Genomic DNA, 19016 nt, shown 5'->3' on the forward strand with positions numbered 1-19016 from the left:
CTATGATCTTATTTGCAGGCGACCCACACGGAAGATACGACCATCTTTACCCTTTTGTGCAAGAACAAGAGGGTATCGCCCTTGTCATACTCGGGGATTTACAACTCACCACCACAGAAGAATTGGATAAATTGGCGCAATATTGCGATCTCTGGTTTATTCACGGCAATCACGACAGCAAAACCGTTGCCGCCTTTGAAGCCATTTGGGGAACAGAATGGAAAAGCCGAAACCTACACGGACGCGTACAAACCATTCAAGGCAAACGCATTGCTGGATTAGGTGGCGTATTCCGCGGACAAATTTGGATGCCACCCAATAAACCTGTTTTTTTCGACCCAATCCATTATTGCCAATATTGCCCACAAGAGAAAATCTGGCGCGGTGGTTTGCCATTGCGCCACCGCACCTCAATTTTTCCTTCTGACTTTGAACAACTAGAAAATCTACAAGCGGATATCCTCATCTCCCACGAAGCACCAAGACCACACCCTCTTGGCTTTGCCGTGTTCAACAAACTGGCAAAAAAAATGGGCGCAACGCACATTTTCCACGGCCACCACCACGAAAACTTTGATTATTCCCAGATTAACCGTGATCCCAAACTCAAAATCACCAACGTAGGCTTCCGCAGCCTATGCGATGAACAAGGGAATTATTTGTTGAAGAATATTGATGATCGTTAATTTTATTACACTAAAGTTAGATCAATCTTCATTTCTCGAATGGCGACTTGCGCATTATCTAATAAGTCCTGATCGGAAATAATTCGATCAAATTCATCTAGCGCACAAATATGAAACGTTGCGCTTTTTCCGTATTTAGACGAATCTGAAACCAAAACTTTTCTTTGGCTAGATTGCAAAATAGCACGTTTCACAGGCAGCTTATTTTCATCAGGTGTAGTAAGCCCTTTTAAATTCCAAGAAGATGTGGAAATAAAGGCAATATCAATAGCAAGTTGTCTTAAGAGTTGAGCAGCTAGCTCCCCCACTGAAGAATAATTAGATTTATTTACTGTTCCGCCACAATGTACTAATTCGCATTGTCCATTTTTCATTAGAAAATCTGCAATAATAAAATCATTGGTTACCACCAAGAGATCTTCTCTATCTGCAATTCGATGGGCGATTTCAAGAGTTGTGGTACCAGCATCTAAATAAACGGTTGTATTTTGCGGAATAGATTGTGCGGCACAAATACCGATATTTTCTTTTTGTAATGTGGATAACAAAGATTTTGCGTTATGGGTAAGTTCGTCTGATAAATGCTCTAATAATTTCACACCACCAGAAACAGAAACTACACGCCCTTCTTGTTCTAATTTTTGAATATCTCGGCGGATTGTCATATGAGATACGCCAAGCACTTCGACTAACTGAGTGATACTAATAATATTATGCTGCCGAATAAGATTAAGTAGCTGTTTTTGTCGCTCTGCAGGAATCATCACATACTCCGAAAGGATTAATTTTCTCTATTATAAAGTCTTTCACGGAAAAATCCCATCTTAAAAATTAACAATATTTCACAATAAATGTTAAATATTGTGATCTTTATCGCAGTTTTTTATTTCAAAATAGATAAAATGAGTTACATCTTAATCATTATTACAAAGGAGAATGGGTATGAAAAATTATTCAGTTGCCGTTATTGGCTTAGGCGCAATGGGTATGGGCGCTGCAAAATCTTGCGTAAATGCTGGCTTAGATACCTATGGCGTTGATCTCAACCCAGTTGCACTACAAACCCTAAAAGATCACGGGGCAAAAGCCGTTGGAAAAAGTGCGGTAGATTTTGCACAAGAATTAGATGCAGTGGTGTTATTGGTAGTCAATGCCGCGCAAGTTAAGGCGGTGTTGTTTGGCGAAAATGGTTTAGCACAGCATTTAAAACCAGGTACAGCAGTAATGGTTTCTTCCACAATTTCTGCACAAGATGCGAAAGAAATTTCACAAAAATTAACAGCGTTAGGTTTGCTTATGCTAGATGCACCTGTTTCTGGTGGTGCTGCAAAAGCAGCGGCAGGAGAAATGACAGTAATGGCATCAGGTTCAAAACAAGCTTTTGAGAAATTACAGCCTGTATTAACTGCCGTTGCAGGTAAGGTTTATAACATCGGAGAAGAAATTGGTTTAGGTGCAACAGTGAAAATCATTCACCAACTCTTGGCTGGTGTACATATTGCCGCAGGTGCTGAAGCAATGGCGTTAGCGGCTAAAGCAGGTATTCCGCTTGATTTGATGTATGACGTTGTGACCAATGCTGCAGGTAATTCTTGGATGTTTGAAAACCGAATGAAACACGTTGTCGAAGGGGACTACTCGCCACTTTCAATGGTTGATATTTTTGTTAAAGATTTAGGCTTAGTGAATGACACGGCAAAATCGCTCCATTTCCCACTGCACTTGGCAAGCACGGCTTATTCAATGTTTACAGAAGCAAGCAACGCTGGCTATGGAAAAGAAGATGATAGCGCAGTGATTAAAATTTTTAGTGGTATCGAGCTACCAAAAAAGGAGGGAAATTAAAATGCTAGGTGTAATTGCAGATGATTTTACTGGTGCAAGTGATATTGCTAGTTTCCTTGTAGAAAATGGGCTTCGCACTGTTCAAATGAATGGTGTACCAACACAGCCCTTACAAGATAGCGTTGATGCCATTGTCATTAGTTTGAAATCCCGTTCAAATCCAGCAAATGAGGCCGTTCAACAATCTTTACAAGCGTTAGATTGGTTAAAGCAAAATGGCTGTTCACAGTTTTATTTTAAATATTGTTCCACCTTTGATAGCACAGAAAAAGGCAATATTGGGCCTGTTACAGATGCGTTATTAAAGGCGTTAAATGATGATTTCACGGTGATCACGCCGGCATTACCGATTAATGGTAGAACGATTTTTAATGGCTATTTGTTTGTGGGCGATGTGCTACTTAATGAATCTGGAATGCGCAACCACCCAATTACGCCAATGAAAGATGCCAATTTGCTCCGTTTAATGGATTCTCAAGCAGAAGGAAAAACTGGCTTAGTCGCTTATGCTGACGTCATTCAGGGTAGTGAACAAGTTAAGGCGCGTTTCGCCGCATTAAAACAACAAGGCTGCCGTTATGCCGTGGTGGATGCCGTTGATAACCAACAGCTTGCAGTTTTAGCTGATGCCGTGGCTGACTTCAAATTGGTAACAGGCGGTTCTGGACTTGCGGCTTATATGGCTGCGCGTTTAAGTGGTGGTAAAAAAGGAGACAATGCGTTTACCCCAACAAAAGGAAAAACTGTCGTGTTGTCAGGCTCTTGTTCGGTAATGACCAATCAACAAGTAGAAAATTATCAGAAAAAAGCACCACACTTATTCCTTGATGTGGAACAAGCCATTAATCACCCTGATTATGCAGACAAGCTATATCAATGGACGATGGAAAATTTGGATTCACCATTAGCACCAATGATTTATGCCACCGTTCCCCCTGAAAAACTTAAAGCTATTCAAAATGAATTTGGTGCAGAACGCGCCAGTCAGGCTATTGAACAAACCTTTGCGCGTTTAGCGGAAAAATTGAAAAACGCAGGCGTAACCAATTTCATTACGGCTGGCGGTGAAACATCTAGCATTGTGGTACAGCAACTTGGTTTTAGCGGTTTCCATATTGGTAAACAAATTGCGCCGGGTGTGCCTTGGTTAAAAGCGGTGGAAGAACCGATTTATCTTGCCTTGAAATCGGGCAATTTCGGCAAAGTAGATTTCTTTGAGTTTGCACAAGGAATGGCTGTATGACAGAACTAGAACAAAAAATTGAAATGGTGAACCTTGCTCGCTCATTTTATGAACGTGGCTACAGCGTTGGTGGAGCAGGAAATTTATCTGTTCGTTTAGATGAAAATCGGATTTTAGTGACGCCAACAGGTTCATCTTTAGGACGGCTTGTAGCAGAAAAATTATCTGTGGTGGATATGCAAGGCAACTGGCTTGCAGGGGATAAACCCTCTAAAGAATATGTTTTTCATTTGGCGCTATATCAAAATAATCCGCAATGCAATGCGGTGGTTCATCTTCATTCTACTTATTTAACCGCACTTTCTTGTTTAGAAGGCTTAAATCCAGACAACGCAATGCGTGCTTTTACCCCTTACTATGTGATGCGAGTCGGTCAACTTCCGGTGATTCCTTACTATCGCCCCGGTGATGTCAATATTGCTCGTGAATTAGGGGAACGTGCTTTATCAGGCAAAGCCTTTTTGCTCGCTAATCACGGTGTTGTTGTTACGGGAACAAGCTTGGTTGATGCGGTGGATAACACGGAAGAATTAGAAGAAACTGCCAAATTGTTCTTTATCTTAAAAGAACAAAATATCCGTTATCTCACAGATGCAGAAGTAAAAGATTTAGAAAACAGGGGGAAATAATTATGCCTAAATTTGCAGCTAATCTCACAATGATGTTTAACGAAGTTCCATTTTTAGATCGCTTTGAAGCAGCGGCTAAGGCGGGATTTCGTTATGTGGAATATCTTTGGCCTTATGATTATTCCACCACAGAATTAAAACAACGTTTAGATCAATTTGGCTTGAAACAAGTGCTATTTAACACGCAAGCAGGCGATGTGAGTCAAGGTGAATGGGGCGTTGCCGCCATTCCCGGACGAGAAGATGATGCACGCCGTGATATTGATTTAGCATTGGAATATGCCCTTGCTCTAAATTGCCCAAATGTTCACGTGATGGCGGCAGTTGTTCCTGAAGGTGCTGATCGTGAAGCTTACAAAGCGACATTTATTGAAAATGTCCGTTATGCCGCAGAAAAATTTAAACCTCACGGCATCAAGGTATTACTTGAAGCCCTTAGTCCTGAAGTGAAACCGAATTATTTGCTTAAAAGCCAATACGATACGTTAGAAATCGTTGAGTTAGTTGATCGTGATAACGTGTTTGTACAGTTAGATTATTTCCATGCACAAAATGTTGATGGCAATTTATCCTGCTTAACGGACAAACTTGCTGGCAAATTTGCTCATATCCAAATAGCTTCCGTTCCTGATCGCCACGAACCCGATGAAGGGGAAATTAACTATCAATATATTTTCAATAAATTAGATGAGATGGGTTATGAGGGTTATGTTGGTTGTGAATACAAACCAAGAGCGAAAACCGAAGAAGGATTAGATTGGTTCGAGCCTTACAAAAAGGCATAGTACATTGCTTGCTAGGGTAAATTTCTAGCAAGCCCTTATCCACGTTGATGAACAAGGAGAATCATTATGTTTATGTTTCTATCTCACCCTTTAGATCCGAAAGACGTTGCTTGGCCCGGTGAACCTGTTGTGAAAGTAACCAGATGTACGGATGTTACTGAAGATTGCCCATTTAGTAGTTTTATTAGTGAAATACCCAATCATTGTGGCACCCATATGGATGCACCACGCCATTTTGTCAAAGATGGATTGAGTATTAATGAACTACCAATAGATTATTTTTGCCATAAAAAAGTGGCTCTCATTGAAATACCAAAAGGAGAAGCAGAAGGGATCACGAAAGAAGATTTAATGCCTTACGCTGAGATTTTATCGCAAGTGTCTTTTGCCTTTTTACGCACAGGTTTTGAAAAATATCGTACAGAAAACCCCGCACTTTACCAAAATGAAGGTCCTTATATTGCGACCAGTGCAGGAAAATATCTCTCAGATAACTTTCCAAATTTAAAAGGGGTTGGCATTGATTTCCTTGCTTTAGGCTCTCCATCATCACGCGTACCAGACAGTGAAAATCCAAAACATTGTCATCAAGCTATTTTAGGTTATCACACAGGTCGTTTTACTACTGTTATTGAAGATATGCATCTCGCAGAATTACCGCGCAATGCCAATATTGTGCAATTTTTCAACGCGCCATTGCGTATTGTAGGGTTAGATTCTAGCCAAGTAACTTGCATTGTTGAGCTTGAATAATCTGTGAATAGGTGCGCTGAAATGTGCATCTATTTTTTTAGCAAAAGGAGATGGTTATGGAAAATCTTAACCTTTACCTTGGAGAATTGGTCGGTACAGCCTTTTTTATGGTATTAGGATTGGGCGTGTGTGCCAATATTTCCTTAAAAAAATCTGGAATGTATGGTAGTGGCGGTATTGTCGCTGCTTGTGGTTGGGGGCTTGCAATGGTTTCTATTGCAGTTATTTTCGGCCCACTCACGGGCGCTCATGTTAATCCTGCGGTAACAATTGGTTTTTGGGCTGTTGGGCGTTTTCCCGCTCATTTAGTTGCTGGATATATTATTGCACAGTTAATCGGTGCATTTATTGGTGCGCTAATAATTTGGCTATTATTCAAAGATCATTTAGATGAAGAAGATAACCAAAATAGTAAATTAGGTGTTTTCGCAACCATTGCATCTAATCAAAACAACTGGCGTAACTGTCTTTCTGAAACTGTTGCCACTTTCTCTTTGCTGTTCATTTTATTCGCATTAGGGCATCAAATTCCTGCTAATGGTATGGCGATGTTTTTTGTCTTTGCCGCTGTTGCTGGTGGGGTGATGTCTTTTGGTGGATTAACTGGCTATGCCATTAATCCCGCTCGAGATTTTATGCCGCGATTAGTCCATCACATTATGCCAATTAAAAATAAAGGCCACTCTCGCTTTGAATATGCTTGGGTACCTATTGTTGGGCCAATTATTGGGGCTTGTTTAGCAGCATTGTTATATCGAGCTTTATTTGTATCTTAATTCATAAACTTCATTTTACATTTATCCACTTCTCATAGAAAAGGAGATCATAATGAACATTGTCATCACAGGTGGACAAGGATTCCTTGGACAACGTTTAGCAAAAACATTACTCAAACAGACCGCACTTCCGATTGAAGAACTCGTGCTGATTGATGTGGTAAAACCCGTTGCGCCAAACAACGATCCAAGGGTGCGTTGCGTAGAAATGGATTTACGCCAGCCACAGGGCTTAGAGGACATCATCACCGAGCAAACCACTGCCATTTTCCATTTAGCTGCGATTGTGAGTAGCCACGCAGAGCAAGATCCTGATTTAGGCTATGAGATTAATTTTCTCGCCACACGTCATTTATTAGAAGCCTGTCGCAGAACCAATCCGAATATTCGCTTTATTTTCTCCAGTTCTTTAGCGGTGTTTGGCGGTGAGCTCCCCCCTGTGATTACAGACAGCACAGCGGTAACACCACAATCTACTTATGGTTCACAAAAAGCAATGTGTGAGCTGTTGATTAATGATTACAGCCGTAAAGGCTTTGTTGATGGTTTGGTGGTACGTTTACCAACCATTTGTATTCGCCCAGGCAAACCAAATAAAGCCGCATCTTCATTTGTCAGTAGCATTATGCGTGAACCTTTACACGGTGAAGACAGTATTTGCCCTGTATCAGAAGATCTCGGTTTATGGCTTTCTAGCCCAAATACCGTAGTAAACAACTTCATTCATTGCTTGCAATTAGCCAAATTACCAGCGCGTAGTTGGCATATTGTGAATTTGCCAGGATTTAGCGTTTCAGTGAAAGAAATGTTAGCCGATCTTGCAGAAATAAAAGGACGCGACATTTTACAGCACGTCAAATTCCAATTCGATCCGCAAATCAATGACATTGTCGCTAGTTGGCCTGCCCAAATTGATAACCATAAAGCCTTGGCATTAGGTTTCAAAGCGGATGAAGATTTTAAATCCGTGATTCAACAATTTATTCAATATGATATGTAAGGGGGCAATATGTTTGGTTTACCTACGCCAATTATTGGCTTAATCATTGCTGTTTTTGTACTGGTTTATTTAGTTTTAAAGACGCGTGTTCACGCATTTATTGCAATGCTCATTGCTTCCTCCATTGCAGGGTTGATTGGTGGAATGAGCGCGCAAGAAACCTTAGGTGCGATCTCTAAAGGCTTTGGTGGCACCTTAGGGGGAATCGGGATTGTTATCGGTCTAGGCGTTATGATGGGAAGTATCCTTGAAGTGTCAGGCGCTGCCGAAAAAATGGCGTACAGTTTTATTAAAATGCTCGGCAAGAAAAAGGAAGAATGGGCATTAGCCATTACGGGCTATATCGTCAGTATCCCGATTTTTGTGGATTCCGCCTTTGTGATTTTGTATCCCGTTGCCAAAGCACTTGCAAAAAATGGTAAACGCTCGCTATTAACACTTGGCGTTGCACTTGCGGGTGGTTTAGTCGTTACACACCATACCGTGCCGCCAACACCAGGGCCATTAGGGGTTGCGGGATTATTTAATGTAGATATTGGTGCGATGTTATTAGTAGGAATGTCGATGGCAGCCTTTCCTGTGATTGGTATTGTTCTCTATGCAAAATGGCTCGATAAAAAATACCCTGACTTTAATCAACAAGTCTTCACTCAAGAAGAATTGAAACAAAAATATGATGATTACATTGAAAGTCGCGAAAAGAAAAATCTACCAAGTTTAGGGCTTTCTTTGCTGCCAATTTTATTGCCAATCGTGTTAATTTTTATCAAAGCAATTTTAGATTTAATCGCGAAAGGGAATCCTGATTTATCACACAATGTGGTTTATCAAGCCTTTATTTTCCTTGGCCACCCCATCATTGCTTTAGCTATTAGTGTACTGATTTCTGTTTATGCGTTATTGCCAAAAGTGGACAGAAATACTACCGCACTTCATTTAGAAGAAGGGGTGAAAACTGCAGGGATTATTTTATTAGTAACTGGTGCAGGTGGTGCATTAGGTGCGGTATTGCGTGAGAGTGGTGCGGGGGCAGAACTTGCTAAACAAGTGGCATCTTTACCCATTTCACCAATTTTAATTCCATTTATCGTTTCCACTCTTGTTCGCTTTATTCAAGGTTCTGGCACGGTAGCAATGATTACGGCAGCCTCCATTTCCGCCCCTATTTTAGCGCAAATCCCTGGCGTGAATATGTTACTCGCTGCTCAAGCTGCCACAATGGGATCACTTTTCTTCGGTTATTTCAATGACAGTTTATTCTGGGTAGTAAACCGTATGATGGGCATTAGCGATGTGAAAAAACAAATGATTGTTTGGTCTGTTCCAACCACGATCGCTTGGGCAATTGGTGGTTCTATGGTGATTGTCGCTAACTTAATTTGGGGCAATGACGGTTCGTTATTTGACTTAATTTTACCTTTAGGTGTGCTTGGCGGAATCTTACTTTATGTAAACCGACAAAATAAACAACTTTAACCTTAAATAAATTCCGTGTGTTGTTTTCAATACACGGAATTTTTCTAATGGAGGAAATATGAAAAAGTGCGGTCTTTTATTTTGTAGTTTTTTATGCTTGCTAAATATCGCTAATGCCAATGATCAGCCCCAAGCACCAAATAGCCCCATAAAGATGACGTTGATTGGCGAAATTACCGAGCAAGGACAAAAAATTAGTGGTATTGCTTTAGAGTATGAAGACAATATTTTATCGGGATCAAACTTACGCCAGCTGTATCAAGTGCAAACTCAATTAGAGCAACAAGCACCGATTTCTCGAACTGTTTTAAAAGCCTATGTGAATAATCAAGCGCAAAAATCTCATCAAGCAAACGCTGGGAAATTTGTCATCATTGAGTTAGATACGCAAGATAAAAACGCCATTCCTTATAATTTGCGTGAAGAAAATACACAACCAATGACATTTAAGGCAAAAGATAAAAACGGCGAGATTGTTTTAGTAGAAAAAATTCAACGTGCAAAAGTGCCTGAGTATTACAATGATCGATTAATTTATCAGGTTGAACAAACGGGCTTGCTTAAATTAACGAATGGCAAAACCTTAGATAAAACAAGTATTAAACAATCATCCACGCAAACAACGATTCATACCCTTTATCTAGATGAATTTGTTGCCAAAACGGTAAAAGGAAATCCTGCTGAAAACCAATTAGCTTATCGCTTTTATCGCCCACAACTTAACGCCAATCAAACTTATCCACTCACCCTATTCTTACACGGTTCAGGGCAAGTTGGGAAAGACAATCTTGCGCATTTATTGTCTAGCAAAGGGGCGATTGCAACCTTAGCTTATGAAGCAGGATTTGTACTTGCACCACAATATCAAACGGTATTTGATCCTTTTGCACCACAAGATGGTATTCATTGGCAAACCAATAATCGTCTTGATCTAGTTCTTAAAATGATCGATCACACCGTAAAAAATGAACCACAAATTGATCCCTCACGAATTTATTTAATTGGGTTATCGCGTGGCGCAGAAGGCGCATTAAAACTTTTGCAAAAACGACCGCACTTTTTTGCCGGAGCTTTATTAATGAGTGGACGGGAAGCGAACACATTAGAATGGATAGATGGTAATGCAAGCGAGACCAATCTATCTATGCTTAAAAATGAAAATATTTGGTTTTTTCATAGCAAAGAAGACAAGGTTTCCCCTGTGAATGGTTCAAGAATTAACTACCATATTTTGCACGACAAACTCAATGCGACAAATGTGAAATATACCGAATTTACGATGCAGCAAGCCGGCGATAACGGCATTGTTAATGCAAATCCACATAACACTTGGGATGCTGTTTTTAATAGCCCTGAGATTATTCATTGGCTATTAGCACAACGTAGAATCATTAAACCATAGAGGAATAAATAATGAACTCCAAAACCAGCTATATCATTGCTTTGATATTTCTTGTCATTACCGTATTGGCTTCTTATGTGGGCTTTCAAATTGAGCGTGATTTTGGGCGTATTGATGTACAAACAATCACGATTCCCACAGAAGAAAAACAACCGATGGTCGCAAAACTGTACCGTCCCATATCTGCTACTGCTCAAACACCAAAACCGGCATTATTAGCCTTACACGGTTATCAGAGTGATAAGGAAGCCACCAATACCTTCGGGGCGTTAGAGTTAGCCAAACGTGGATTTGTTGTACTCGCCATCGATCATTTTGGACACGGTTATTCCACCAAATTACCCGCTTCCAATAAAACCATTAGCGGTGCAAACAATGGTTACCAATATTTAAAAACCTTACCCTTTGTTGATAAAGATCGACTTGGTATTTTTGGACATTCTACAGGCGCATTAAATGCGATTCGTGTGGCAAAATTAAATCCTGATCATAAAGCCGTAAACGGATTAAGTAGTAATGGTGGTGATCCAGCGTTACATAATTATTTGCTTACACAAGGTTTATATGAGGAAATTGGCGGTTACCGTGAGAAAACGTTTCCCGTCAAAGATCTTGTCAATCACCCCGCTCGTTTAAAAGCCTTTTCTTTGCCTGAAAATGCGACCTTACAATGGAATCAGACTTATGGTTCCTTTGATAACGGAACGGCAAGACGTGCAGCATTAGTTGATGGCACGCATCTTGGTGTAATGATTGCTGAACAGAGTAATAAAGAAGCGATCCTGTGGTTTAATCAAGCCTTACAAAATGGGGTAAAAGATCAAGATTGGCTTGATCCTAATGATCAAACCTATTGGTATAAAGAGTTTTCAGGCTTGATCGCATTATTTAGTGCCATTCTTTCTGCGCTATTTTTAATAAATGGATTATTAAAACGTCCATATTTTTCTGCGATCACTCAGCAAATTTCTGAGAAAACTGCGCTATCTACTAGAAAATGGTGGATCTTTGCTGGAATTAATATTGTACTCACAATGTTACTTTATCCTATTTTTACTCAATGGGGCGGCGCCAATGAACCTATTGCCGCAAAACTTGAGTTTATGCCCCTTGAAATGGGAAATGGTATTATTAGTTGGCTTTTAGTCAGTGCGGTAATAAATTTGCTCTTTTTTGTATTATGGAAAAAAGCCAATCCAACCGTTTCATTACAAGAATTTGGTGTTCTTAATCACGCAAGTATCAGTTTGAAATCATTGGTGCTACGCGCGTTATTGTTAAGCACCATTGCCGTAGGTTATCTTTATATTTTAACTTGCCTTGTACACGCTTGGTTAGGCGTAGAATTACGTTTCCTATGGCCGCTTTTAAAACCACTCACCCTTGAAAGAGCGGAACTATTTATCGTTTATTGGTTACCGATTTTGCTCTTTTTCTTTGCTTTCAATGGATTAATCATTGGTGTGCAAATGAAGCAACCATTACAGAAAACATTTTCTGCCACATTAATGCGTTGGTCGATAAAAACCGTTATTTTTGCCGTCAGCGGTTTATTTATTTTATGGTTATTCCACTTCATTCCTGATTTTATGCAAATTGGGCCGGGATTTGACGTGATTGGTTTACCGCAGTTTGGTGGACGCTGGATGATGATGCTCGCCGTGATTATTCCACAATTTATTGTATTCATTGTTATCAACCATTGGTGCTATCTCAAAACAGGATACATTTATCTTGGCGTGTTCTTTACTTCAATGCTAATGGCGTGGATTTTAGTTGGCGGGCAGGTGATAGGACGTTTTTTAGCTTAAAACAATAATAAAATATGGTGCGTAATCGATTTACGCACCTATTTCAATTAATCTATTCTTTGTTTTCTTCTCATCGCCAACAACCCATCAACGATAATTAACCCCATACCAACCATTAAAGATAAAAAGAGCGGGTAATTTTCGGCGTCAATATTTTCTCCGATGAATAGCGAAACAGCGAGCATCATTATGGGTTCAGCGTAGCCGAGTAATCCTAGCACGTTGATAGGCAATAGGCTGCTGGCAACGATGTAAGCATTAAAGGCTATGCCGCTGAGTAAGCCGAGCAGAAATAATAACGATAAAATATTCGGATTAACCAACCGCACTTCTGCAATGTTTACTTGCGCGGCGAAATAGATACACACGGGCAAGGTCAATACCATTTCAATGGCAAAACTGGTGATGTCGTTAAAGCCGAACCATTTGCGAACCATAAAATAAACGGCGTAGGTGCAAACAGCAATGCTTTCCCAAGAAAGCCCGCCCTTTGTGCTAATGTTAAAGGCGATGCCAATGGCGGCGATGATGATGGCAAGAAATTTCAGTGGGGAAATGCTTTCTTTGAAAAAAATCCGCCCTGCTGCCACTAAAACGAGGGGTAGCAGCAAATAACCAAGGGAAACGCTCAATGCGCCGCCGTTGTTTGGCGCCCATAAAAAAAGCCACATTTGGAAGCCCATAATGCTGCCGTTAAATAGAAAAACCAGCAGTAACCAAGGCTGCGATTTGATGCGTTTTAGGTGAGCGATCAGCATATATTTTTGGCGGAAAATAAATACCGCAGCAATCACAAAAGGTGCAGTAAAAACAACACGATAGCCAAAAATATCTTCGCCACTTAATGGCAATAATAATGTGGAAAAATAATAAATATAGCCAAACAACATTGAGGCTAAAAGAGAAAAACCGATACCTTTTACCATAATCCACCTAAAATTCACCAAATTCTTACCGCACTTTACCCCAACATTTGCCAAAATGCACGAACTAAGGGCAAATTTAGTAAGTTCTTTTGTACACAAATCCCTAAATCGAATGGCTGTACGGGAATATCGATCTCTAAGGTGGAAACCTGTAAATTAAGCGGGCTATTTTGGATCACAATATCAGGCAATAACGCCACACCGCAACCAAGTGCAACCATTGACACGATCCCTTCGTGTCCTGATACGGTGGCATAAATTTTCGGGTGTTTGATTTTTTTCTGTTGAAACCACTGATCAATCCGCTGTCGAGCAGGTCCTTCCACCGGCAAAATAAAGGGGATTTTTTGCCAATCAATGGGGGTTTGTTGCAATAATTGTGTGGTCGCACAGGCAACGCGTGGGGCGATAAGAGAAAGGGTTATATCATCAATATGATGAAACATCACATTTTGCGGTAAGTGCGCTGGCCGCCCTGCAAGAGCCAAATCCACTTGCTGGCTTTGAATCATCTCCAACGCCATCGCAGGATCGCCTGTTGTGAGCTGAATTTCCACTTTAGGATAACGCAAGCGGAATTTTTCTAACATTTGTGGCAAATGACTATAAGCCGCCGTTACCGAGCAAAACAGGCGTAGCTCCCCTTGTAGTTCCTGCTGATTAGAACGAAATTGCTGTTTTAAAGATAACCATTGTTGCCATTGTGGATAAGCAAATTGCAAAAATAGTTCGCCAGCTGGGGTGAGTGAAACCTTGCGGTTATCACGCAATAACAACGGCTCACCCAGTTCTTCTTCAAGCCGTTTAATTTGCCGTGAAAGGGTGGAAGGCGACATATAATGCTGCCCCGCAGTTTTAGCGAAATTTTTGTTTTCTGCTAGGTCGATGAAGAGTTTGAGATCTTGGAATTCCATTGGTTTTTTCCTTTTATATGAATAACGGATTTCGCCGTTGGCGACTTACTTTCTTTTGCTTTCCCAAAAGAAAGTAAGCAAAGAAAAAGGAACCCCGACTAAATTGCTGTTCTTCGCACCAATAAAATTTTCTTAACGAAAAGTAAGCCCATACTCGCTACGCTGCGTTCAGGCGTTACTTTTCTAAAAATTTTATTTTTGCTCAGGCAATTTACACGGGGAATGATAAACAACATTAATTTATTAACGGCATATTGCAAAAACTGCAATATTAAGTTCCAATAATATCAATTTACGCAATCTTTAGAAAGGTATAATCTGTCATTGATTATTTTGTAAACCAACTTAACCAAAAGGATAAAAAAAATGGCTAATTATTTCAATACATTAAATTTACGCCAACAGTTAGACCAATTAGGTCGCTGTCGTTTTATGGATCGTGAAGAGTTTTCTGATGAAGCGAATTTCTTAAAAGGCAAAAAAATTGTCATCGTAGGTTGTGGTGCGCAGGGGTTAAACCAAGGTTTGAATATGCGTGATTCAGGCTTAGACATCAGCTATGCGCTACGCCCTGAAGCCATTGCAGAAAAACGTGCTTCTTTCCAACGTGCCACTGAAAATGGCTTTAAAGTGGGGACTTATCAAGAATTAATCCCAACTGCGGATTTAGTGATTAATCTCACCCCTGATAAGCAGCACAGCAAAGTGATTGCTGATGTAATGGGTTTAATGAAAGAAGGCGCGGCATTGGGTTATTCACACGGTTTGAACATTGTGGAAGTGGGTGAGCAAATTCGTCCTGATATTACCGTTGTGATGGTTGCGCCAAAATGCCCAGGTACAGAAGTGCGTGAAGAATATAAACGTGGTTTTGGTGTGCCAACGCTTATCGCAGTTCACCCTGAAAATGACCCGAAAGGCGAAGGTATGGCGATTGCTAAGGCTTGGGCGGCAGCCACAGGTGGACACCGTGCCGGCGTGTTAGAGTCTTCATTCGTGGCAGAAGTAAAATCTGACTTAATGGGTGAGCAAACCATTCTTTGTGGAATGTTGCAAGCAGGTTCAATCCTTTGCTATGACAAATTAGTGGCAGACGGCAAAGATCCTGCTTATGCAGGAAAATTAGTGCAATACGGTTGGGAAACCATCACCGAAGCGCTTAAACAAGGCGGTATTACTTTAATGATGGATCGCTTATCTAACAGTGCGAAATTGCGTGCCTTTGAGCTTGCGGAAGAAATTAAGCAAGAATTAGATTTCTTATTCAAAAAACATATGGACGACATTATCAGCGGCGAGTTTTCTCGTGTGATGATGGAAGACTGGGCAAACGGCGATGCAAACCTATTAAAATGGCGTGAAGAAACCGGCAAAACTGGCTTTGAAAATGCACCAAAAGCGGACGGAATCAAAATCAGCGAACAAGAATATTTTGATAACGGCGTATTAATGGTGGCAATGGTAAAAGCTGGCGTGGAATTGGCGTTCGATACAATGGTTTCAGCAGGTATCTTTGAAGAATCTGCTTATTATGAATCCTTACACGAATTACCATTAATCGCTAACACCATTGCGCGTAAACGCTTATACGAAATGAACGTGGTGATTTCAGACACGGCGGAATACGGTAACTATTTATTCGCTAATGTAGCAACCCCAATTTTAGCCAAAACCGTAATGCAACATTTACAACGCGGTGATTTAGGTGAACCAACACCAACGGTGGAAATCGACAACATCACTTTACGCGATGTGAATGACGCAATCCGCAACCACCCAATTGAGCTAATCGGTCAAGAATTGCGTGGTTATATGACAGATATGAAACGCATTTCTTCACAAGGTTAATCACTTGTTTTAAATAGAAAGCCAGCAGTTATGCTGGCTTTTTTTCTTTCAAATAAAAGGTAAAGTGCGGTGGTTTTTTTATAAATTCCTTTATTTTATAATGGGAAAAATGTCTCCAAACTTAATGCAATGCCGTCTTCATCATTGCTCGCAGTGATTTGTTTGGCAATGCGTTTAATTTCCTCTGGTGAATTGCCCATTGCAATGCCTAAGCCCACATATTGCAACATATCGAGATCATTAAAATTATCGCCAAAAGCAATGATGTCTGCTTTATCTACGGCAGCTCGCTGTGCCATAAATTGAATGGCATTGGCTTTGGTCGATGCTTTATTCATTATTTCTAAATATTCTTTTTTGGAACGGTGAATAGAAAGCTGTGGAAATTGTTGTTTGAGCAAAGGCTCAATTTGCTCAATCTGTGTCGCTTCTCCCATTAATAAAATTTTGTGTACGTTGCTTAAATGTTGCGGTTTTTCTTTTGCTTTTAGCCCTGTGATGTCGCTTTCTTGCTTAATCCAATGGCTGTCTAAATCTGTGGTAAACCAATCAAGATGAGAATAATAACTCACTGAAAGCGTAGGGTGCTGGGCTAAGATCTGTTCCAGTTGAGGCAAAAGCGTATTTTCTAAGGTGATGGAATAAAGTGCGGTGAGATTTTTGTCTAAAATTAATGCTCCGCTGTAGCAGACAATTTCATTTTCATTATGAAGTTGTTCCATATAAGGCAAAATGGCATAAGGGGGACGCGCAGAAACAGGAATAAAAGGAATGCCTTGCTGCATAATGCGTTGTATGGCTTGTGCCGTTGCAGGACTAATTTGATGTTGGCTATTTAGCAAGGTGCCGTCCATATCTGAGAAAACCATTTTGTATGCCATTGTCTTTACTCCTTTTCGAGCCAAATTGCGTTTTCATTCTAAAAATCCCTCAGTAAAAAGTAAAGGTTATGTAAATAGCTTCTCTTTTCTTCGTTTCTTTTTGTGACACAGATCATATTTTCAACAAAAAGACGTTTAATCTGCCAAAAATTAGGATTACACTCTCTGGGTATTTGCAATCGGTTGCATTGCTTTACTTATTTTGCTGAAACGTTTTTTCAAATAAATTTGGAGGTTATATGACCCATATTATTGTTGCAACGCACGGTAAATTTTCAGAAGAACTGGTAAATTCAGCGGCAATGGTTTACGGCGAAGATGAAAATACCCACGTTGTAACCTTTTTACCGGGTGAGGGTGGTGAGCATTTAGTCGAGAAATATCAGGCAATTATTGCCCAATTATCAGAGAATGAACCCGTTTTATTTTTGGTAGATTTATTTGGTGGTAGCCCTTATAACGCAGCAAGCCGTGTTGCCACAATGCGTGGAGAAAATACGGATATTGTAACTGGCGTGAATTTGCCAATGTTGCTTGAAGTGTTAGACGCGAAAGGCGGCGCTTCTCTCGCGGAATTAGTGAGTACAGCAAAAGAAGTGGGCGTGGCGGCAGTGCGTTCGTTCCAGCCTGAGAAAACCACAACAAAACAGGCAGCGCCTGCTCAGGCTGCCACTTCAGAAACGGCAAAAACTTCAGAAAAAAGCACCGCACTTACTGGCAATATGAATATTTCTTTATTACGCATTGATAGCCGTTTAATCCACGGTCAGGTAGCGACCTCTTGGGCAAAAGCGGTGAAGTGCGAAGCGATTTTTGCGGTGAGTGATGAAGTGTCTGAAGATCCCATCCGCCGTGATTTACTCTTGCAAGTTGCGCCAGAACATTTGAAATCCTATGTGATCCCCGTAGAAAAAGCCATTAAGGTTTACCACAATCCGAAATACGCAGGGAAGAATATTCTGTGGCTGGTAACCAATCCAACAGATATTGTTCGCCTAATTGAAGGGGGCGTGAAAGTGGATAAAGTGAATGTGGGCGGTATGACTTATAAAGAAGGCAATCAACAGCTTTCACAAGCGGTTACCGTAAACCAACAAGATGTGGAAGCGTTCCGTAAATTATTAGATTTAGGGGTTGATTTGAGCTTACAACAAGTGGCAAGCAGCCCGAAAGAACCATTAACCAAACAAAAACTTGACGCATTAAAATTCTAATTAAGAGGACTTATTTATGACGACTATGGAAATTATCCTCGTTACCCTTGTTGCCGCGATTTGCGGTATGGGGAGCGTGTTAGATGAAAGACAAACTCACCGTCCACTAGTGGCTTGTACGCTGATTGGTTTAGTGCTAGGTGATATTACTTCTGGCGTTATTATTGGCGGTACGCTTGAAATGCTTGCGCTTGGCTGGATGAACGTTGGGGCGGCAATGGCGCCTGATGCAGCCTTAGCCTCGGTGATCGCAGCTATTTTGGTGATCAAAGGTGGGCAAGATAAAGGCACAGCGATCGCTATCGCCATTCCTGTGGCAGCGGCAGGGCAGGTGCTAACCATTTTTGTGCGAACCCTCACGATTTTCTTACAACATAAAGCCGATGATTTTGCTAAACAGGCGAATTTCAGAGGTATTGAATTGTGCCATTTTTCAGGCTTAGCCTTACAAGCGTTAAGGGTAGCTATTCCAACTTTCTTCGTGGCATTAGTGGCAGGCACAGATACCGTAACCACAGCTTTAAATGCGATTCCTGAAGTGGTAACCCGTGGCTTACAAATTGCAGGGGGCTTCATCGTAGTTGTGGGTTATGCAATGGTGATTAATATGATGCGTGCTGGTGCATTAATGCCGTTCTTCTTCGTGGGCTTCGTGATTGCCTCATTCTCTAACTATAACCTTGTTGGCTTAGGTTTATTAGGGGCTTGTTTAGCATTAATTTATATTCAATTAAACCCACGTTTTAATCAGGCAACCCTGCCTGCAGCAAGTGCGAAAAAAGAACTTGCCGATGATGAACTTGAAGGTCTATAAGAGAAGGAATTGA

General features: G+C 40.7%; 18 protein-coding genes. 14 read left to right on the forward strand and 4 right to left on the reverse strand.

Annotation, left to right across the window (positions count from 1 at the left end; genetic code table 11):
• The first annotated feature begins 2 nt into the window (after nt 1-2).
• Entirely contained in the window at nt 3-686 is a 684-nt protein-coding gene (locus DYC50_RS01645) for a metallophosphoesterase family protein (protein WP_115248740.1), read from the forward strand.
• Between the two features lie 5 nt (nt 687-691).
• Here the strand turns inward: DYC50_RS01645 and DYC50_RS01650 are convergent, their stop codons facing one another.
• Nucleotides 692-1450 (reverse strand): DeoR/GlpR family DNA-binding transcription regulator, encoded by a 759-nt coding sequence (locus DYC50_RS01650; RefSeq protein WP_115248741.1) that lies wholly within the window; start codon nt 1448-1450, stop codon nt 692-694.
• Nucleotides 1451-1622: 172 nt separating this feature from the next.
• Here DYC50_RS01650 and ltnD point away from each other — a divergent pair, with 172 nt between their 5' ends.
• From ltnD to DYC50_RS01700, 10 genes are all read left to right on the forward strand, one after another.
• Nucleotides 1623-2531 (forward strand): L-threonate dehydrogenase, encoded by a 909-nt coding sequence (ltnD, locus tag DYC50_RS01655; protein WP_115248742.1) that lies wholly within the window; start codon nt 1623-1625, stop codon nt 2529-2531.
• Nucleotide 2532: 1 nt separating this feature from the next.
• On the forward strand, nt 2533-3774 hold the full coding sequence (otnK, locus tag DYC50_RS01660; protein WP_115248743.1) for a 3-oxo-tetronate kinase: 1242 nt from the start codon (nt 2533-2535) through the stop codon (nt 3772-3774).
• Nucleotides 3771-4403: a 3-oxo-tetronate 4-phosphate decarboxylase gene (gene otnC / locus DYC50_RS01665; protein WP_115248744.1), complete on the forward strand. Its 633-nt coding sequence runs from the start codon at nt 3771-3773 to the stop codon at nt 4401-4403. Before otnK ends, otnC begins: the two co-directional genes overlap by 4 nt.
• A gap of 2 nt (nt 4404-4405) precedes the next feature.
• Nucleotides 4406-5188, forward strand: a complete 783-nt coding sequence (otnI, locus tag DYC50_RS01670) for a 2-oxo-tetronate isomerase (RefSeq protein WP_115248745.1) — start codon at nt 4406-4408, stop codon at nt 5186-5188.
• A gap of 66 nt (nt 5189-5254) precedes the next feature.
• Nucleotides 5255-5941, forward strand: a complete 687-nt coding sequence (locus DYC50_RS01675) for a cyclase family protein (RefSeq protein WP_115248746.1) — start codon at nt 5255-5257, stop codon at nt 5939-5941.
• 56 nt (nt 5942-5997) lie between these two features.
• On the forward strand, nt 5998-6717 hold the full coding sequence (locus tag DYC50_RS01680) for an MIP/aquaporin family protein (protein ID WP_115248747.1): 720 nt from the start codon (nt 5998-6000) through the stop codon (nt 6715-6717).
• A gap of 52 nt (nt 6718-6769) precedes the next feature.
• Nucleotides 6770-7717, forward strand: a complete 948-nt coding sequence (denD, locus tag DYC50_RS01685) for a D-erythronate dehydrogenase (protein ID WP_115248748.1) — start codon at nt 6770-6772, stop codon at nt 7715-7717.
• Nucleotides 7718-7726: 9 nt separating this feature from the next.
• A complete protein-coding gene (locus tag DYC50_RS01690) occupies nt 7727-9193 on the forward strand; it encodes a GntT/GntP/DsdX family permease (protein ID WP_115248749.1) in 1467 nt (488 codons plus the stop codon).
• 58 nt (nt 9194-9251) lie between these two features.
• Nucleotides 9252-10595, forward strand: coding sequence for a carboxylesterase family protein (locus tag DYC50_RS01695; protein ID WP_115248750.1), 1344 nt, complete (start codon nt 9252-9254; stop codon nt 10593-10595).
• An 11-nt stretch (nt 10596-10606) separates the two neighbouring features.
• A complete protein-coding gene (locus DYC50_RS01700; RefSeq protein ID WP_115248751.1) occupies nt 10607-12406 on the forward strand; it encodes an alpha/beta hydrolase in 1800 nt (599 codons plus the stop codon).
• A 47-nt stretch (nt 12407-12453) separates the two neighbouring features.
• Here the strand turns inward: DYC50_RS01700 and rarD are convergent, their stop codons facing one another.
• Together rarD and ilvY are read right to left on the reverse strand one after the other, a co-directional pair.
• Complete coding sequence (gene rarD / locus DYC50_RS01705; RefSeq protein WP_115248752.1) at nt 12454-13332, reverse strand: EamA family transporter RarD; 879 nt, start codon at nt 13330-13332, stop codon at nt 12454-12456.
• 35 nt (nt 13333-13367) lie between these two features.
• A complete protein-coding gene (gene ilvY, locus DYC50_RS01710; RefSeq protein WP_115248753.1) occupies nt 13368-14246 on the reverse strand; it encodes an HTH-type transcriptional activator IlvY in 879 nt (292 codons plus the stop codon).
• 366 nt (nt 14247-14612) lie between these two features.
• Here ilvY and ilvC point away from each other — a divergent pair, with 366 nt between their 5' ends.
• Complete coding sequence (ilvC, locus tag DYC50_RS01715; protein WP_103854342.1) at nt 14613-16094, forward strand: ketol-acid reductoisomerase; 1482 nt, start codon at nt 14613-14615, stop codon at nt 16092-16094.
• Nucleotides 16095-16189: 95 nt separating this feature from the next.
• On the opposite strand, the gene DYC50_RS01720 is transcribed toward ilvC, so the two are convergent.
• Entirely contained in the window at nt 16190-16975 is a 786-nt protein-coding gene (locus DYC50_RS01720) for a Cof-type HAD-IIB family hydrolase (protein ID WP_115248754.1), read from the reverse strand.
• Between the two features lie 239 nt (nt 16976-17214).
• On the opposite strand from DYC50_RS01720, the gene DYC50_RS01725 reads away from it, so the two are divergent.
• Both DYC50_RS01725 and DYC50_RS01730 read left to right on the forward strand, forming a co-directional pair.
• Nucleotides 17215-18189 carry a mannose/fructose/sorbose PTS transporter subunit IIB gene (locus DYC50_RS01725; RefSeq protein ID WP_115248755.1) on the forward strand — a complete coding sequence of 325 codons (975 nt, stop codon included), beginning with the start codon at nt 17215-17217 and terminating at the stop codon, nt 18187-18189.
• A gap of 16 nt (nt 18190-18205) precedes the next feature.
• Nucleotides 18206-19003, forward strand: a complete 798-nt coding sequence (locus DYC50_RS01730) for a PTS mannose/fructose/sorbose transporter subunit IIC (protein WP_035686175.1) — start codon at nt 18206-18208, stop codon at nt 19001-19003.
• The last annotated feature ends 13 nt before the right edge of the window (nt 19004-19016 follow it).

Origin of the sequence: Avibacterium avium (assembly GCF_900454535.1) — a bacterium.
In the GTDB taxonomy this organism is placed as follows: Bacteria; Pseudomonadota; Gammaproteobacteria; order Enterobacterales; family Pasteurellaceae; genus Avibacterium; species Avibacterium avium.

Bases quoted from the DNA above. Each gene is read 5' to 3' on its own strand.
- DYC50_RS01645 (WP_115248740.1), top strand. From the start codon at position 3: ATGATCTTATTTGCAGGCGACCCACACGGAAGATACGACCATCTTTAC.
- DYC50_RS01650 (WP_115248741.1), bottom strand. From the start codon at position 1,450: ATGATTCCTGCAGAGCGACAAAAACAGCTACTTAATCTTATTCGGCAG.
- ltnD (WP_115248742.1), top strand. From the start codon at position 1,623: ATGGGTATGAAAAATTATTCAGTTGCCGTTATTGGCTTAGGCGCAATG.
- otnK (WP_115248743.1), top strand. From the start codon at position 2,533: ATGCTAGGTGTAATTGCAGATGATTTTACTGGTGCAAGTGATATTGCT.
- otnC (WP_115248744.1), top strand. From the start codon at position 3,771: ATGACAGAACTAGAACAAAAAATTGAAATGGTGAACCTTGCTCGCTCA.
- otnI (WP_115248745.1), top strand. From the start codon at position 4,406: ATGCCTAAATTTGCAGCTAATCTCACAATGATGTTTAACGAAGTTCCA.
- DYC50_RS01675 (WP_115248746.1), top strand. From the start codon at position 5,255: ATGTTTATGTTTCTATCTCACCCTTTAGATCCGAAAGACGTTGCTTGG.
- DYC50_RS01680 (WP_115248747.1), top strand. From the start codon at position 5,998: ATGGAAAATCTTAACCTTTACCTTGGAGAATTGGTCGGTACAGCCTTT.
- denD (WP_115248748.1), top strand. From the start codon at position 6,770: ATGAACATTGTCATCACAGGTGGACAAGGATTCCTTGGACAACGTTTA.
- DYC50_RS01690 (WP_115248749.1), top strand. From the start codon at position 7,727: ATGTTTGGTTTACCTACGCCAATTATTGGCTTAATCATTGCTGTTTTT.
- DYC50_RS01695 (WP_115248750.1), top strand. From the start codon at position 9,252: ATGAAAAAGTGCGGTCTTTTATTTTGTAGTTTTTTATGCTTGCTAAAT.
- DYC50_RS01700 (WP_115248751.1), top strand. From the start codon at position 10,607: ATGAACTCCAAAACCAGCTATATCATTGCTTTGATATTTCTTGTCATT.
- rarD (WP_115248752.1), bottom strand. From the start codon at position 13,332: ATGGTAAAAGGTATCGGTTTTTCTCTTTTAGCCTCAATGTTGTTTGGC.
- ilvY (WP_115248753.1), bottom strand. From the start codon at position 14,246: ATGGAATTCCAAGATCTCAAACTCTTCATCGACCTAGCAGAAAACAAA.
- ilvC (WP_103854342.1), top strand. From the start codon at position 14,613: ATGGCTAATTATTTCAATACATTAAATTTACGCCAACAGTTAGACCAA.
- DYC50_RS01720 (WP_115248754.1), bottom strand. From the start codon at position 16,975: ATGGCATACAAAATGGTTTTCTCAGATATGGACGGCACCTTGCTAAAT.
- DYC50_RS01725 (WP_115248755.1), top strand. From the start codon at position 17,215: ATGACCCATATTATTGTTGCAACGCACGGTAAATTTTCAGAAGAACTG.
- DYC50_RS01730 (WP_035686175.1), top strand. From the start codon at position 18,206: ATGACGACTATGGAAATTATCCTCGTTACCCTTGTTGCCGCGATTTGC.